We start from the raw sequence: 15,330 nt of genomic DNA on the forward strand, positions 1-15,330 counted from the left end.
CAAACCTTTTTTCTTTTTGCAGTTATTAAAAGAATTGCCTACAAATCTATCAGGTAAAAATGATGATTAATAGTCAATACTTGTACAAAATACTTAAGTTTTGTGTCAATCTCTATATTCTCCAATAACTTCAATTTGACCAACGATGTTTTCGTTCAACTGTTCTAGTTCTTCTGCCGGAATCCACCATTCTGTATGATATGAAGCTCCTACTTGATGCACTTCATATTTATCCATAAATTCTTTTTTGACTTCAAAGCGTGTGACATAACCCACACCACTATCTGGAATATTCCATTTAGTGGCAATTTCTTTTGCATATTGCTCGTTGGTTACTGGGTAAAAAATCGGCTGTTCTGGTAGTCGCGGGGGCCATTTTTTGAAACCACTTTGTTGTACCAATGCCAACTCTTTGGTGCCAGTCGGACGATACAGAGTTACTGTTTCTTCCATGAATCATTTTTGTATTCGTTTGAGCTAAAACAGAAATGTACTGCGAAGAATTCCAATAGTAACCGGGTCACTGTCTGGTGTATGACCAGGTTCCAATATATGAATTATCCCTGGTGTAATGTAGATGTTATCTGTCATTTTAAAACGATAAAAAGCTTCTATTTGCGTGGTGGTTCCTGGTTGTCCGCCGGCACGTCCTAAACCTGTATTCTCAAAATCTGGGACATTATTACCCACGGGTAAAGTACTACTAGTAATTTTTGGTGGTTGTCCAACATAAATACCACCTAAATTACCTTGAGCAAACAAATCGGGGAAGTTTAAAAACACCATGTAATTGGTTGTTTCGACACTACCCGATCGCCCAGGAATAGAAGAAGTAGTATAACCACCCCACGCGCCGACAGTGAAGCGGGGCGAAATTTGCCAGCTGAGTGTCCCACCATAGGCGTTGGTTTGTAAAGGTGCATTAGTCGCTGTTAAACATTCATCGCCAACAAAGGTGAGCAAACAACCATCAGAAGCATAGTTATTAACGTAATACAAACTCAAATCAACACTATCAGTTGGTGTTAATAACAACTGCACTGCTGCCGTTGTCGTTCCATCAAACAAACCACTACGTTCACCCGCTTTCCCTGGAGTGTAACTAGTATATAAAGCTTGTAAACTGGCACGTTTGGCAAATTGCCAATCTACAGCAATTCCACCATGACCAAAGCCGATATCTAAAATTGGGTTTCTTTGGGCTAACCAAGATAAAGGCCCCGTAGCTGCACTCTCGACTCGAACGGGGCCACGGAAAGCGTTGGTCATGTTTACGCCTTCTGTTCCTACCATCACCGCTAATTTGTCAGTGACTAACCAGCGATAATTCAAGTCAATTACAGTTAATTTGTTATCTGTGGGATATTCGTAACTCAGGGCAAAGTCATTGCTCAATTTAGGTTTTGTGCTACCGTCAGCAGCCACTAACCCGGTAAATAGATAACTACGGGGCGTTAATTGAGTAGTTAAACTCAGGTAGGAAAAGTTAATTACATTAAAGTTTGTGCCATTATCATCTGAGTCTTTCACACCATCTCTAGGGTTAACGTCACCACGGTTAGAACTCCGCCCTTGAACACCTACAATTAACAGTCCGTTAAGTTTAGTTGTGGTAGAAAATTGGTTCGCTTCCAGTGCCGCAGTCCGCGCTTCTAAACTATCTACTCGTCCCCGCAAGGTGGTTAATTCATTGCTGAATTCTGATTGTAAGCGTTGAATTGTATCTAAATCTGCACGAGTTACTAGTTCGGCGCTGGGTGCTGCAACTGCAAGAATTTGGTTGATTTTATCTAAGCAAGCATTCATCCCGGCAGCAAATTCATAGCGAGAGACAGCGCGATCGCCCCGAAATGAATTATTAGGATAGCCAGCAATGCAGTTATAGCGTTCTACTAAAGATTGCAACGCGGTAAAAGCCCAATCACTAGGTTGGACATCATTCAATTGTGACACCGATGTAACTTGTGCCATCGGTTCGGTATTTTCTATTACACCCTGATCAATAGAAGCGGCAGGAAAAATCGAGGAATTTTGATTGTCTAAACTTAGACTGGGTTCTATCTCAGTATTTGTATAATCTTGGGCAGAGGCTATCTGTGATCCGCCGTTTAATCCCGCAATCACAAAAGACGCAATTATCCAGAATTTTAGATGATTGTAGCGAATCACGTTAAGTTCCAATTGATTAAGCTCTACATTGAATACTGAAGTTCGAGTGTAAGCAAAATTATCAGTTTCGGCATGAGAAATTTCACCGACTTTGTACCAAATAAGACGAAACAGATTCTGGGCAACTAGCAAAAACGCGAGTATAAAAGTAGAAATAACCAGCCTTGCACCACTTACTAGATTGACCGAGAAGCAATATGGCACATCAATCACGCAGACTATCGCTAAAATTCTTGAGACGCAATCAAACTTCCTCTGAAATCGCCGAAAAAGCACCACAACAGGGAAATTTACTGTCATCAACCGTAGCGGTTACTGTTCTATTTAGTAGTGCTGGGTTAATTCTCATATTTGCTTGGATTAGTTGGCTGTTTATCTTCAATCCCGACAAAATTGTTTGGATGAACAAGTTTTTACCAGAATGGGCGCAAATTCCCTTTGGTTATAGTGAACATCCCCACACCCTTCCCGAAATTGAAGCCAGCATACAAGCACAAAAACAAACATCCGGCGCAACTCTGGCTTTAGATAAAAACGACAACGCATTTTTATTGCCGGTTTTTCAGCAACGTCCTAACTGTCAGTCTAATTGTGAAGAACTGGTAGCATTGCGAGTTTATCAACTAGCAACAGACTCAGAATTTCAATCAAAAAGCGAAAAATACTATCGTTTAGCAACTCAATTAGCTGTAACTGGGATAGACAAGTCATTTGTGGATAGTAAAGCCGAGAATGAGGATAATAACCTCTTACCTTTCACAACAATCAAAGGTTTTGATGATGAAACACCTGCATCAGGTGTTTGGTTGAATTTGCAAGGAGAATATCAAAAAGGCACAAGTGCGATCGCCTACGGTCAGATTTTATATTACAATCCAGAACGCTCTAACTTAATTCAACTGCTCTCGTGGAAGAGTTCTAACGGCCAATCACCAAAATGGCAACAAGTGACTGGCAATGATGATAAAGAATTAATTTTAGATCAGACAGTCGGTTTAGAACCCCAATTACGGGTTTACCAAGTTAAACCAACTAAACTTTATCTCAACCCAATTCAGTTAGATAAAATTTCTCTCAAACCACCAGCTATTAAAGAGACTCCTTACCAAAACGCCATCTCAATTGCCCGTAGTGGTTTATGGACACCAGCCCTAGAATCGTTAAAATCTCTGCAAAAACAACGCAAAAACGCTTTACCCGCCACAGCCCAAGCCCAAGTGGATTTTATTCGCTTACACTCTGAATTCACCAAAGCACAAGCCGAAAAAACTTGGGCTAGTCCTAGTGAACAAGTCTTAGCAGATTTAATTGATGGGCGTTGGGATAAAGCTTTAAAAGTATTTAAAGCATCACCCCAAAATGCCCAAGAAATTTCTATTCTGTTAAAAGCCGAAAAAGGCAAGTTGTGGAATCGTGTAGCATCAGCATTAGAAGTTAATCCACAACAGCCAGATGTACTCACATGGGGGGCGTTAATCTTAGCTGTTCAGCAAGGAGATGCAAGTGCTACAGCTTGGCTAGAAAAACAGCCAAAAATCTCCAAAGATACCATTGCAGAAATTCAAGCTTTGCTCAAACGATTGCATCATGAATCGGAAAAATGAAGAGGCAGAATTAAGTCAAAAATTAAAAGTCAAAAGTCAAAAATTTTCTTACTTTTTAATTTTGACTTTTGATTTTTTTTTAGGGGTGTAGGTGTGAAAAATCCTTACGCCCATTTTCAACAGATAGCCTTTATGTATGAGTTTTGAATTTAATTGACAATAAAGTGACAGCACTGACAGCTAATATTATGTGCAATCGCACCTGATTCAGGAATTGGGATAAATCTTCCCGAACCACTAATTGTATGTTTAACGGAGAGGGAGGGATTCGAACCCTCGTTGAAGTTGCCCCCAAACAGCATTTCCAGTGCTGCGCCTTCAACCACTCGGCCACCTCTCCAGGTGTCACAATTTTTTATTGTAATATAAACTTATAGAAAATGCAAATATCTAGCAAGACATTTTAGAGTAGAGAAAAGCCAAATTCAAAATCAAGATGTCCCGTACATACAAAATTAAAATCCGCGATCGCGCCACTGGTAAAGAATACACTCTTCAAGTCCCAGATGACCGCTACATCTTACACTCTGCCGAAAAACAAGGTGTGGAATTGCCTTTTTCTTGCCGTAATGGGGCTTGTACAGCTTGCGCTGTCAGGGTTTTGTCGGGAGAAATTGACCAACCAGAGGCGGTTGGCTTGTCGTTAGAGTTACGCCGACAAGGTTACGCTTTACTGTGTGTAAGTTACGCCCGTTCCGATTTGGAAGTAGAAACACAAGACGAAGATGAAGTCTATGAACTCCAATTTGGGCGTTACTTTGCTAAAGGTAGAGTGAAAGCGGGTTTACCGTTAGACGAAGATTAAGACTGGGAGGAGGGGACAAGGGGGATAAGGTGGACAAGGTGGAAACTATATTTCTTCTCCCCTGTCTACCCCCTCTCCCTTGTCTCCCTATCTCCCCAACTCCCTCGGCTTCTAAAGGGTGCAAAAGAATCAAAATGCGAATATCTAATATTATTTCAGGGCGTTTTGGGTTTTGGACGCGAAAAATAGCTATATTAGCTTGCTTATTACTATTGGTAAGTTGTCAAGCCAAAAATCAGCCTACAGACAATCAAATCTTGGTGAAGGTGGCGCGTGTTGTGAGTGGGCAAAGTTTAGAAGTACTAGGTATGGGTGAACAACCTAATTTTGCTTCGCCAGTGCGCTTAATTGGCCTTGATGCACCAGATTTGCGGCAAAATCCTTGGGGTGATGAAGCGAGACAAAGCTTAGAAAAGTTAATTGGTGGTGTAGAACAATCAATCAAGCTAGAGTTTGATATTGAAAATAAAGATAAACTGGGGCGGACATTGGCTTATGTCTGGAAAGACAACCAGTTATTAAATGAACAAATAGTCAAACAAGGATATGCGCTGTTTGTGGGGCGATCGCCTAATCACAAATATGATCAACGCCTAGAACGCGCCCAACAGTGGGCAAGAATTATGGGAGAAGGAATTTGGAACCCAAAAAATCCTATGCGCCAAACTCCGGCTGAGTTCCGGTTTTTGAACAGATGAAATAACAGATATTTTGGGAAAAGAAAATTAAATCATGATTCTTTTTTGCCTTGTTCTTCAATTGTTTGTCGTACTATTTCAATATCTAACTCAAGTACACGAGCAATTTGTTCTACACTCAGTCCCTCATTAAGTAATCGTGGGACTGTTTTTAATTTTGTAGCTAGTTCTGTTTCTTGCTGAACTTCTTCTTTAACTTCTTGATAAAATCGGGTTTGTCGCCATTCTGTTAAGCCAAACATCGCTTCCAACTCCTGTCGTGTATAGGATGAAAATTTATAAATGAGCATCCTTTCTACTAATTCTAAGAGGTGACGACGATTTGCTGCATCTGCTTTTTGTATCTGCTTCATCAGGTTTTTTGCTTCTTGTATTGCCTCATTTTCAGTAGCAACTACCAGCCTGATAATGCCAAAACCAATAGATGATGATTGATCAGTTAATTCATCCAGATAAACTACGCGAATTTGACCAGCAGCTAGTGAATTTTGATACGCAAGAGGTATACCAGGATCAATACTGCGTTTTGCCCAAATTACCACAGCTTGCCAGGATTGCTGAGGTCTATATTGATTTAAGTAGAGAAATGCCTCTGTAATCAACCGCCAGTATAAATCGTCATCACGTTGATACTGTATCTCAACAAAATATATTGGGTCTTTTGAATACTCAGGTTTGGGCAGAAATAAGCCATCAATACGCCGTGCTAGTTCTTTTATTTCTACAGACGAAAATTCATAGTGTAGTGCCAATGCTGGAGGCTGTTCTAGCAATTCAAATAAAACGCTGGGGAGATTTTGCAGCAGGGTGTAAAAGATAGTGTCTGTTTTCATTCATGATTGCTGTTTTGTCTCAGTATATAACTACAGCGATCGCACCTTTGAATGTATGATTCAGGGTTGAGTCGTGACTGCTGAGTGTGGGACTATTGACTTTTGAGCATTGACCATCAACTTACCCATGACTCAACTACAAATTTTTCTCGATATTGCTACTGAGGCGGCTTTAACAGCAGGTGCAGTTTTACAAGGTTATTTAGGCAAATTAGAAGATGCAGTAACTGAAAAAGGCCGCCCTGGTGATTTGGTAACGGCGGCGGATAAAGCCTCAGAAGCAGTGGTGTTAGAAGTACTCCACCGTCACTTGCCGCAGCATTCTATTTTGGCGGAAGAATCAGGTAAGATAGGCAATCAAGATAATGAATTTTTATGGGCGATCGATCCCTTAGATGGCACCACAAACTACGCCCACCAATATCCTTTTTTTGCCGTTTCTATTGGGTTGTTAATTAATGGTACGCCGCAGGTAGGCGTAATTTATGACCCACTGCATAATGAATTATTTCAGGCGGCGGCTGGTTTAGGCGCAACTCGTAACCGCCGCCCCATCAAGGTTTCTCAAACTAATGAATTACGTAAAAGCTTATTAGTAACTGGCTTTGCTTACGATCGCCGCGAAACCTCAGATAATAATTACGCCGAATTTTGTCACTTAACTCACCTCACCCAAGGAGTTAGACGTAGCGGTTCAGCATCCATTGATTTGGCTTATGTCGCCTGTGGTCGTGTGGATGGTTACTGGGAACGCGGACTTTCACCTTGGGATATTGTTGCTGGCATCATTTTATTACAAGAAGCAGGCGGTAAAGTCACCGCTTATGATGGTAGCCCTTTACAAATCAACTCAGGTCGCATTCTCGCTACTAACGGTTACATTCATGAAATTCTCAGCCATGAATTAACACAAGTTCCACCCCTATCTTCTTGGAAATAGTCAACGAAAATATAGCAATATTTTAGACGGCGAGAGAAGCTTTTAATTGCCAAGCGGAATTGGAATATTCAATGTGTATTTATTAAATATTCATCATTTAAAAATCTTGAGCAATGAAAGCTTTTATCCCTTACGTCGCTTTTTTAGGACTTAGTGCTAGTTTACTGGCATACAGTTCTAGTTTACAAGCAGTCACTCCTAGTAGTGAAAAATTTATTGCTTTAGGTACAGAACCTTTTTGGAGCGTAACTGTTAGCAAAAATGGCATTGTTTACTCTTCGCCGGAGGTTAAAAAACAAGCATTTCCTTATGTGAAACCTCTAACAGCCCAAGCCCGTCCGGCTGATTTGGTCAGAGTTTACCGACTCAGGGGTAACAATACATTGGTCTTACAAAAAGTTAGTGCTTGTAGTGATGGAATGTCCGATAAAAATTACCCTTACTCGGCTGTTTTGATATTAGGTAACAAAGTGTTAGAAGGTTGCGCCCAAAAACAATAATTTAGACCAATGATATCATGTCCGGTTAATCAGTTATGATTCCAGAAATCTGTACAGAGGCAGAACTTAAAAACCTACACCTGTCAGCCACAAAATGAGATTTAACAGTTGATCAAACTTGATAAGCTGTTTGACAATATAATTAACGTGTGCCTGTTGGAAAGACTCACGTTAATTATGAATTAGTATGTCTTAATTCGGGCGCGTAAAGACAAATTTTCTTTTGATAGCAATACCAAAGCCAGCCGCAGTCAAACTACCCAGAATAGTTAGAGGTTCCGGTACAGATTTTTTTGCTGATAGCTGAAAGTTGGCGTAAGTGAGTTTGGTAAAATTAAAAGTTGAAGCGTTAACTCTTCCCACGCGTACTAAACCAATAGAATTATCATCAATTATTCCCTGCCACCAACCTGCATTAAGAACATCACGAAAAACAAAGGGAATATTCCATTGATGAGATAAGTTTCCGTCAATATCTTCTATTGTGGAAAATAAATTACCTGATGAGTCGGATAAATTAATTAAGCTTTGCCAAAGAGTTATCCCAGCCTGACGAGCATGATTTTGATTACGGAAAAAAGTGGTAATTCCTTTGTTTGTGGGTGATAAATCTTCAAAAGTTCCAGTAATAAAATTTACATCATATTTATTATCTAAAATTTCTAAGCGTTTGATAGCCTTTAAAGAATTATTTTCTTCATTCAAAATAAATGTTGGCCCATTTTTATCAGGAGTAATGCTAAAAGCTTCAGCTTTGGTGATGATACCACTACACACCAATGCGAATGCTGCTGTGAAAACAGCGAGATATTTTTGATTCATAAAGGTAGAGTCAATTTTTTTGACGTTTATTTGCTGTAGCTTTTTAAGCTAAATTTCTTTTATCGTGTTTTTTTGTGCTTTAGCAATATTTATGTAAAGTTTTGATAAAAAAATTAATACAATCTCTGAATTATTTTTATTTACTGCTTTAAACACAAACTGCGATCGCTCTGACTAATTTTAGAGTTAGTCTGCAAATAATCATGTAGAAAATCGCAACCCCGTTTCAGCAAATTTTCGAGTTTAATATCTATCAAAGTGCGAAAAACTAGCATTCCTTTACCGCTACCTACGGCCAGACTTTTACCATCTGGGCTAAAAGCCACACTCGTTAATTCGTCTTTATCGCCTTTGAGTGCAATTAGTAATCTGCCATCGCGGTTCCAGAGTTTAAGTTTATCTTCACTGGCCGCGACAATCATTTTGCCATCGGGACTAAAACTCACACTAATGAAACTATCACCATCTCCAGAAATATCATTGAGTAGTTTACCGTCTCGACTCCAAATTTTGACTGTACTGTCAATACTTGCAGAAGCTAAAGTTTGACCATCACCAGACCAAGCCACACCATTCACCGGACGGTTATGACCTTGTAAAGTTTTTTCAAGTTTGCCCTCCCGACTCCAAATCATCACTGTTTTATCGTCACTGGCGGAGGCTAATAATTTACCATCAGGACTAAAATCCACCCAATTTACAGCGTCTTGATGTCCTGTTAAAGTGTGCAGCAGTCTACCATCACGACTCCACAACTTGACGGTTTTATCTTTACTAGCTGAGGCGATAACTTGACCATCGGGCGACCAAGCGACCGCCAATACAGTATCTTGATGTCCGATGAAAGTATGCAGCAGTTTACCGTCAAGCTGCCAAATTTTGACAGTTTTATCTTTACTACTAGAAGCAATATTTTGACCATCTTTTGACCAAGCCACACCCCAAACTTGACCTTTGTGACCTGAGAAAGTGCGTAAAATTTGCCCTTGGCTATTTAAGATTTTGACTGTGGAATCTCGACTGGCGGCGGCGATGTTGCGGCTATCAGGGCTAAAACTGATACTCGTAATCCAGTCGGCTTGGTCGCTGTTGGGGTTACGTAAAAGCACATCATCCCAGCGCCAAAGTTTCACAGTTTTGTCCCGACTAGCGGAAATCACAGTCCGACTATCAGAACTAAAACTCACACTGTTTACCCAATTGTTATGACCTCGGAGAGTTCCCAACAGCAGACCTGTGGGACTCCACAATTTCACGGTTTGGTCGAGACTAGCTGAGGCAATTGTATGACCATTGGGACTAAAACTGACGCTGGTGATTTCTGCTGTATGACCAGAAAAAGTTCTGATGAGTTGACCTTGGAGATTCCAAAGTTTAATTGTTTGGTCTAAACTGCCGGAAACAAGGGTTTTACTGTCGGGCGACCAAGCTAGGCTTTTGACAGCATCATTATGTGCTGGCCAAGTTTTGAGTAATTTACCTTCCCGGTTCCAGAGTTTGATAGTTTGATCAGCACTTGCAGAAGCGAGAGTTTGATTATCTGGCGACCAAACAACATCTAAAACGGAACTTTGATGTCCGCTTAAGGTGCGGAGTAATTTCCCATCACGACTCCATAATTTTACGGTGTTGTCGGTGCTGGCTGAGGCGATAACTTGCCCATCGGGACTGAAACTAACACTATTAACTACAGCCGTATGACCTTTGAGAGTGTGGAGTAATTTACCTTCTCGACTCCATAATCTCACAGTCATATCTTGACTACCAGAGGCGATGATTTGCCCATCGGGACTAAAACTCACACTGTTGACTATATCTTCATGTCCCAACAGGGTTTTAAGTAAAGTACCATCAGCCCGCCAGAGTTTAATTGTATTATCGGCGCTACCGGAGACAATGAAAGCGCGGTTCCGGCTAAATACTGCACTATTCACTCCTCCTGTATGACTTTCTAACCTGTTAACCTCCCTGACTCCCGAAACTGCTTGATATAAAGCCGTTTGTACTTGCTGTCTGGTTGAGGGGTCTACCCAAATAGCTTGTTCTAATTTTCTTCCGGCTTTGATTCCTTCTTTTAACGCATCAATACCTTTTTGAGATGCAAACAAAGCTTCACTAGAAACACTCAGGGTTTTAATTTCGCTATCTAAAACGCTAACGATGGAAATTGATAAGCCAAAGATAGCTAAAAATGCTACCGATAAAGCAACTTTTAAAGAACGATTTAATCTGGCTTCGTTCAGTCTTTGTTTTTCTTGGGCTGCTGCGAGTTGTGCTGTGAGTTCTTTTTCTTTCAGCACCGACCTTAATTGTTCAATTTCTAACTGACTTAATTCTTCACGCTTGCGTAATTCTCGTAATTCTGTAACTAAATCTAACCCTTGTGGGGGTGGAGATTCTGGAAATCTAGCTTGTTGCTTTTTTTGGCGTAGTTCACTTTTGAGGCGTTCAATTTCAAATTCACTTTGATCCACTTTGCGACGTAACTGATCAAGTTTGGCTTGTAAACTTGATTCTTGTTCTTGTAAGTAGCGAATCAAATCTACTAAATAATCATGAATGAGTTGATAGCGTTCTGGTACATCAGGAAATAACACAACCAACCCAGAACTAACTAAAATATTCAAGACTAATTCTAATTTACCTGCATCTTCTAATTCAGCAATTTCTGTAGTTAATTCGGCACGAGTTTTAAAAGGTCTTTGATTGGTTTCATCTGTGAGTAAATATAAAACTAATAACGCGGCGCGTTCATTTTCAGGGCCGCAGTCTTTGATTAATTCTTTAATATACCGCTCAATTAGTTTGTTGGGGCGATATGGTTGATATTGGGCTAATGTATTAATTCGCTCATCTTGGAGTTGTGCGCCGACAACTTGTAATTCTATGGGTCGGACTTCGCCTAAATCTGCTGATAAATCTTCGACCAAAGCCTCGATTAACGCAGGTTCTAAATTCATCTGCGATCGCTCGGTTAATTTTTTAATAATTACCTTGGCATATTCAGGAGAAAAATTATTTAATTGATAGCGAATACTTTTATCGAGAATATTATAATCAATTGCTTCTAAAGCGGCAAGATTTTTAAATTCCAACAACCGATATAAATAATCTTCCCGGATGGAAAAGACGATTTTGACAAAGGAAACATTTAAACAATCCCGCAAAAATCGATCAAATTTTTGCCTTTCTGCTAACTTACTACAAGTAAAGAAAAATTCTTCAAATTGGTCAAAAATTAAAACTGTAATTAAATGTTTATTGGCATTTTCAGTTAATTTGGTCAAAATATCGGCGGTGGTGATGGGGATATTAGTATCAGATGTGCTGACATCTATCACTTCCTCTCGTTGAATGTGAGACATGGCCGCCGTTAAAGCTTTGCCAAATTCGCGCACCCAATCTGTGTAAACTTGAATTACAACAGGCACAGCAATTTGATCGCCTACGGTACGGTTTTGTAAGGCTGGAACTAACCCGGCGCTGACGGTGGAACTTTTACCGACACCAGACTGACCGTGAATAATCATTAATTTTTGGTCAGCGCGGCTGATTTTGCCAATTAAGTTATTAATATCGCCTTCTCGACCGGAAGCAGCAATTTCTAAGGCGACGCTGCTGGTTCCCGAAGGTGACATCAAAGCGGGGTTAGTGGCTTGTCGTTGGGGTTGTAAACGTCCCGCGCCAATGAAAGCCCGAAAACCATATTGTTGTTCAACAGAACGCCGTTTTTGGCGGATAGTATAAGCTTCTGAATATCGCCCAGCCGCAAAGTAAAGCGATCGCAGTGTCCGCAATAAGCGAATATAACGATGGGCGTTATATTGATGGGCGCTATTTTCTAACGCATTCGGTAGTGCTTTTGCAGCTTTTTCTAAATATTCGTTAGCAACTTTATGGTCGCCTAAACTTTGTTGAGCTTCAGCTAAAATTAAATAATAAATTTGCGCCAGTAATAAAGGAAATAAATATTGATGAGAAGCGCCTTGTCTTTGAGCTTCTCCTAATTTTAATAAAGATACATGGGCTAAAATACTCGCCTGCATCCACCGTGACTGTTGCAAAGCAACTTGGGCTAAAAAACCATAATCACAAGCCAGTTGAATTTGACTACCATAAATTTGGTGCAGTTCTAAAGATTTTTGCGCTACCGTCTGTAATTCTGACCACTCTTCTAAATGTTCTAAAACTTCAGCGAGTTGACTAATAAATTCGGCAACAATATCAAATCGCTGTGCCAACTCCAAAACATTACATGATTGTTGTAAATAAGCTTTCGATTCATCCCAACAACGGCGATTTTCAATTTGATTTTGTTCGGCGAGGCGGATATAACATAAGCCTAAATAATAAAGTAATACCCCTTGGCGGACTAAAGGGGAAGTATGATTACTAAGAATATCTAATTCTGTAGTCCAAGTATTGGGAATTGTCGAGAGGGAATTTTCCGTACGGTTTTCTAAGGCTAATTGTTGCCAAACTTTTAAACTTTGTTGAAAATGATTTAAGGCTTGCTGAATGCGATCGCTCACATAATTATCCAACCCAAACACAAACTCTAAGCTGGCGTATAATTCGGGTTCTAAAGTAATTCCGCGATGACGCAATTCCTGAATGGCAAAATGCAGTTCATCGTTATGTTCCCAGATTTGCTCTAAGGTTGAATACTGCTCTGTACCTGAATTATCTTGATGTTGTGTCGGTAAAACTGTTGCAAATAACGAGTCAGTTTCCTGGCGTAAAAAATCTTGCAATTGTGTTGTCGTCATTTCAAAGCGAATTGGTGTCGCCGCCCAACTCGCAAAATCTGGTGCTAACCGCACAACTTTTTGCAATATTTCATCATTCACCCAAAAAATCATCGGGAATAGGTGACGTTTGGGAAATTCATCCCGAATTTGATTAATTGAACTGAGTAAATCATCAATATGTTCTACCAATTCTAAACCCAGAATATTCAATGCAGATGGTTGCGGTTCATCAGCCCGCAACTGGATATGAATTGTGCTGTAAAGACTTCTCGCATTTTGGGGAATCACGAGTTTCTGGACTGGACTTGATGCAGATGCTTCTATTTTTTGGAGTATTTGCGTTTGTAAAACCCGATAGTTACAACAAACCAACACTACAGAAAATTGTCCCCGCGATAGGGAAATTGCTCTGCTTAAACTGCGTAAAGCCCGCTCGTTAGCTGATTTTATATCTGCTTGTGAATCTTCAACCATGATTGAAATTTTTGCGTCTCGGCGATAACTGGGTTGACAGCAAACCAAGCACCTCGATGGTCACGATATTCAAACACAAATAAACTGCGTAAAAGAGCGTGATAGGCGATGTCACCACCAACTCTTTGCTGTTCTACCACCTGGAAAATTAGCTCCCATTCTTCTTGGTCGATGGCGTGGGCGCGGTAGTCTCGTTGACGTTGAATTACTAGTTCTACGCAGTCGCGCTCAAAAGGTGGGTCTTGTTCTCTTAAGCAGTCAAACAGCAACCCCAGTAAATCCCGGACATGACCACCGCTAATTAAGCACAATCGATCTAAAGTTTCCAGGTTATCAAATATCTCTGTAACTAAGCTTAAGCGATCGCTCACTTCAATGTCAGGGAAAGCTCTGGCTAAGACCATTTGTCGCATTAGTGATAGCCCTTGGTTAAATATTTCCCCAGAACGCAACCGTACAGGGATCATCGGTAAAACTTTGGGCGCAACCCCACCACCCAAACGATGTTGCAGTTCGGCGCTATCGTTAGAAAAAATTAACGACAAAGGGATAGTGTAAACTAAATGACAAGCTAGTTTACGTAATTGTTCGCCACGTTCAATAAATAAGTATTCTGGCAGCGATCGCCCCGATGGTAAAGGCCGAATTGCAACCCTATCCAAGTTATCAACAATGACCACTAGACCTTTTTTACCTTGATTTTTCAGTTCGTTATTGGCGCGTTCTAGGAGTTCTTTATTGATGGACTGCAAAATATTTTGGGTACGCGGTTCGAGATAATCTCTTAACCGTCGCCGCAGTTGGGGACTTTCTTTGGTTTTGGCGGTGATTTTTGCTATCCCTACAGATAATTCTGCTTCTACACCCAAGTCGATTGGTGTTTGTAAAAAATCAACAACTTCTGTAAATAATTTGGCAAAGTAACTTGGCTTGAGGCGAATTTTATTAGCTTCCAGACTTTCGCTGACTTGTCCCGCGATCGCTAGTAAAATATCTGTCACATCCACATCCGCCATTTCTAAGACATGGGTAGACTCAAAATAAACTACATGAAATTTCTGCTCTTCCAACTCGGCTTTTAACCGCAATAATTCGGTCGATTTTCCACAACCCAAATGTCCCGTAAACAATTGACAAGTGGGAGTATCAGGCGAAATCCGCGTAATTGTTCGCAGCAAAGCCTCAATGATTTTGCCACCCCGAACCGCCGCAAAATCGATATAATAACGGCGATCGCTTGCATCTCCCATGATCAGAGGGCGACTAGGATTGCAAGCCTGATAAAATCGTTCTAAATCTAAAGGCATAATTAATTTTATTTACTCTGGGAACAATCAGGGAGAGTGCAACCTGCTCAATAAAGATATTTATTTTGATTAATTTATGTCGTGTGCAACTTTCTCTTAAACCTAACCCCCAACCCCTTCCCTACGAGGGAAGGGGAGCAAGACTCAAAGCCTCTCTCCGCGTCGGGGAGAGGTTTGGAGAGGGGTTTAAAAAATAAGTTGCACATCGTGTTAATTTAGGTATTTATACAATAAAAATTCCTGAATAATCCGACTGTAATTGAGATTTTTTAGATTAATTTATATTTATTTTTTTATATCACATAGTAGCAGTCAATGTAGGGCAATCACACAAATTCCATCCGCGTGCATCTGCGGTTAATTATTTTTTCCTGTACTTCACTGATTCTATAGCCGCTATATATTTTTTCTCAAATAAAAATAGATC

The 15,330-nt window shown here is 40.3% G+C and carries 11 protein-coding genes and 1 tRNA gene; 5 read left to right on the forward strand and 7 right to left on the reverse strand.

The annotated features are described in order from the left end of the window. Positions 1-105: 105 nt before the first annotated feature. Positions 106-453 (reverse strand): hypothetical protein, encoded by a 348-nt coding sequence (locus H6G75_RS03705; protein ID WP_190978629.1) that lies wholly within the window; start codon positions 451-453, stop codon positions 106-108. A gap of 24 nt (positions 454-477) precedes the next feature. After that, positions 478-2,169, reverse strand: a complete 1,692-nt coding sequence (locus tag H6G75_RS03710) for an iron uptake porin (protein ID WP_190978661.1) — start codon at positions 2,167-2,169, stop codon at positions 478-480. Positions 2,170-2,366: 197 nt separating this feature from the next. Here H6G75_RS03710 and H6G75_RS03715 point away from each other — a divergent pair, with 197 nt between their 5' ends. Next, positions 2,367-3,773 carry a hypothetical protein gene (locus tag H6G75_RS03715; RefSeq protein WP_190978630.1) on the forward strand — a complete coding sequence of 469 codons (1,407 nt, stop codon included), beginning with the start codon at positions 2,367-2,369 and terminating at the stop codon, positions 3,771-3,773. A gap of 253 nt (positions 3,774-4,026) precedes the next feature. Here the strand turns inward: H6G75_RS03715 and H6G75_RS03720 are convergent. Further along, a tRNA-Ser gene (locus tag H6G75_RS03720) sits at positions 4,027-4,113 on the reverse strand. A 96-nt stretch (positions 4,114-4,209) separates the two neighbouring features. Here H6G75_RS03720 and H6G75_RS03725 point away from each other — a divergent pair. Then, the gene (locus H6G75_RS03725) at positions 4,210-4,578 is read left to right on the forward strand and encodes a 2Fe-2S iron-sulfur cluster-binding protein (protein ID WP_190978631.1); all 369 of its coding nucleotides are present in this window, start codon (positions 4,210-4,212) and stop codon (positions 4,576-4,578) included. A gap of 134 nt (positions 4,579-4,712) precedes the next feature. After that, positions 4,713-5,276, forward strand: coding sequence for a thermonuclease family protein (locus H6G75_RS03730; RefSeq protein ID WP_190978632.1), 564 nt, complete (start codon positions 4,713-4,715; stop codon positions 5,274-5,276). A gap of 32 nt (positions 5,277-5,308) precedes the next feature. Here the strand turns inward: H6G75_RS03730 and H6G75_RS03735 are convergent, their stop codons facing one another. After that, the gene (locus tag H6G75_RS03735; protein WP_190978633.1) at positions 5,309-6,109 is read right to left on the reverse strand and encodes an Rpn family recombination-promoting nuclease/putative transposase; all 801 of its coding nucleotides are present in this window, start codon (positions 6,107-6,109) and stop codon (positions 5,309-5,311) included. A gap of 127 nt (positions 6,110-6,236) precedes the next feature. Between H6G75_RS03735 and H6G75_RS03740 the strand changes: the two genes are divergently transcribed. After that, positions 6,237-7,049, forward strand: coding sequence for an inositol monophosphatase family protein (locus H6G75_RS03740; protein ID WP_190978634.1), 813 nt, complete (start codon positions 6,237-6,239; stop codon positions 7,047-7,049). A 113-nt stretch (positions 7,050-7,162) separates the two neighbouring features. Continuing rightward, the gene (locus H6G75_RS03745) at positions 7,163-7,549 is read left to right on the forward strand and encodes a COG3650 family protein (protein WP_190978635.1); all 387 of its coding nucleotides are present in this window, start codon (positions 7,163-7,165) and stop codon (positions 7,547-7,549) included. Between the two features lie 192 nt (positions 7,550-7,741). Here H6G75_RS03745 and H6G75_RS03750 read toward each other — a convergent pair whose 3' ends face one another. The 3 genes from H6G75_RS03750 to H6G75_RS03760 all read right to left on the reverse strand — a co-directional run bounded on the left by H6G75_RS03750 (position 7,742) and on the right by H6G75_RS03760 (position 14,903). Further along, entirely contained in the window at positions 7,742-8,371 is a 630-nt protein-coding gene (locus tag H6G75_RS03750) for a PEP-CTERM sorting domain-containing protein (protein ID WP_190978636.1), read from the reverse strand. 140 nt (positions 8,372-8,511) lie between these two features. After that, positions 8,512-13,596, reverse strand: coding sequence for an eIF2A-related protein (locus H6G75_RS03755; RefSeq protein WP_190978637.1), 5,085 nt, complete (start codon positions 13,594-13,596; stop codon positions 8,512-8,514). Beyond that, on the reverse strand, positions 13,569-14,903 hold the full coding sequence (locus tag H6G75_RS03760; protein WP_190978638.1) for a P-loop NTPase fold protein: 1,335 nt from the start codon (positions 14,901-14,903) through the stop codon (positions 13,569-13,571). Before H6G75_RS03760 ends, H6G75_RS03755 begins: the two co-directional genes overlap by 28 nt. Positions 14,904-15,330 lie beyond the last annotated feature (427 nt).

The organism is Nostoc sp. FACHB-280 (assembly GCF_014697615.1).
Classification (GTDB): domain Bacteria; phylum Cyanobacteriota; class Cyanobacteriia; order Cyanobacteriales; family Nostocaceae; genus Nostoc_B.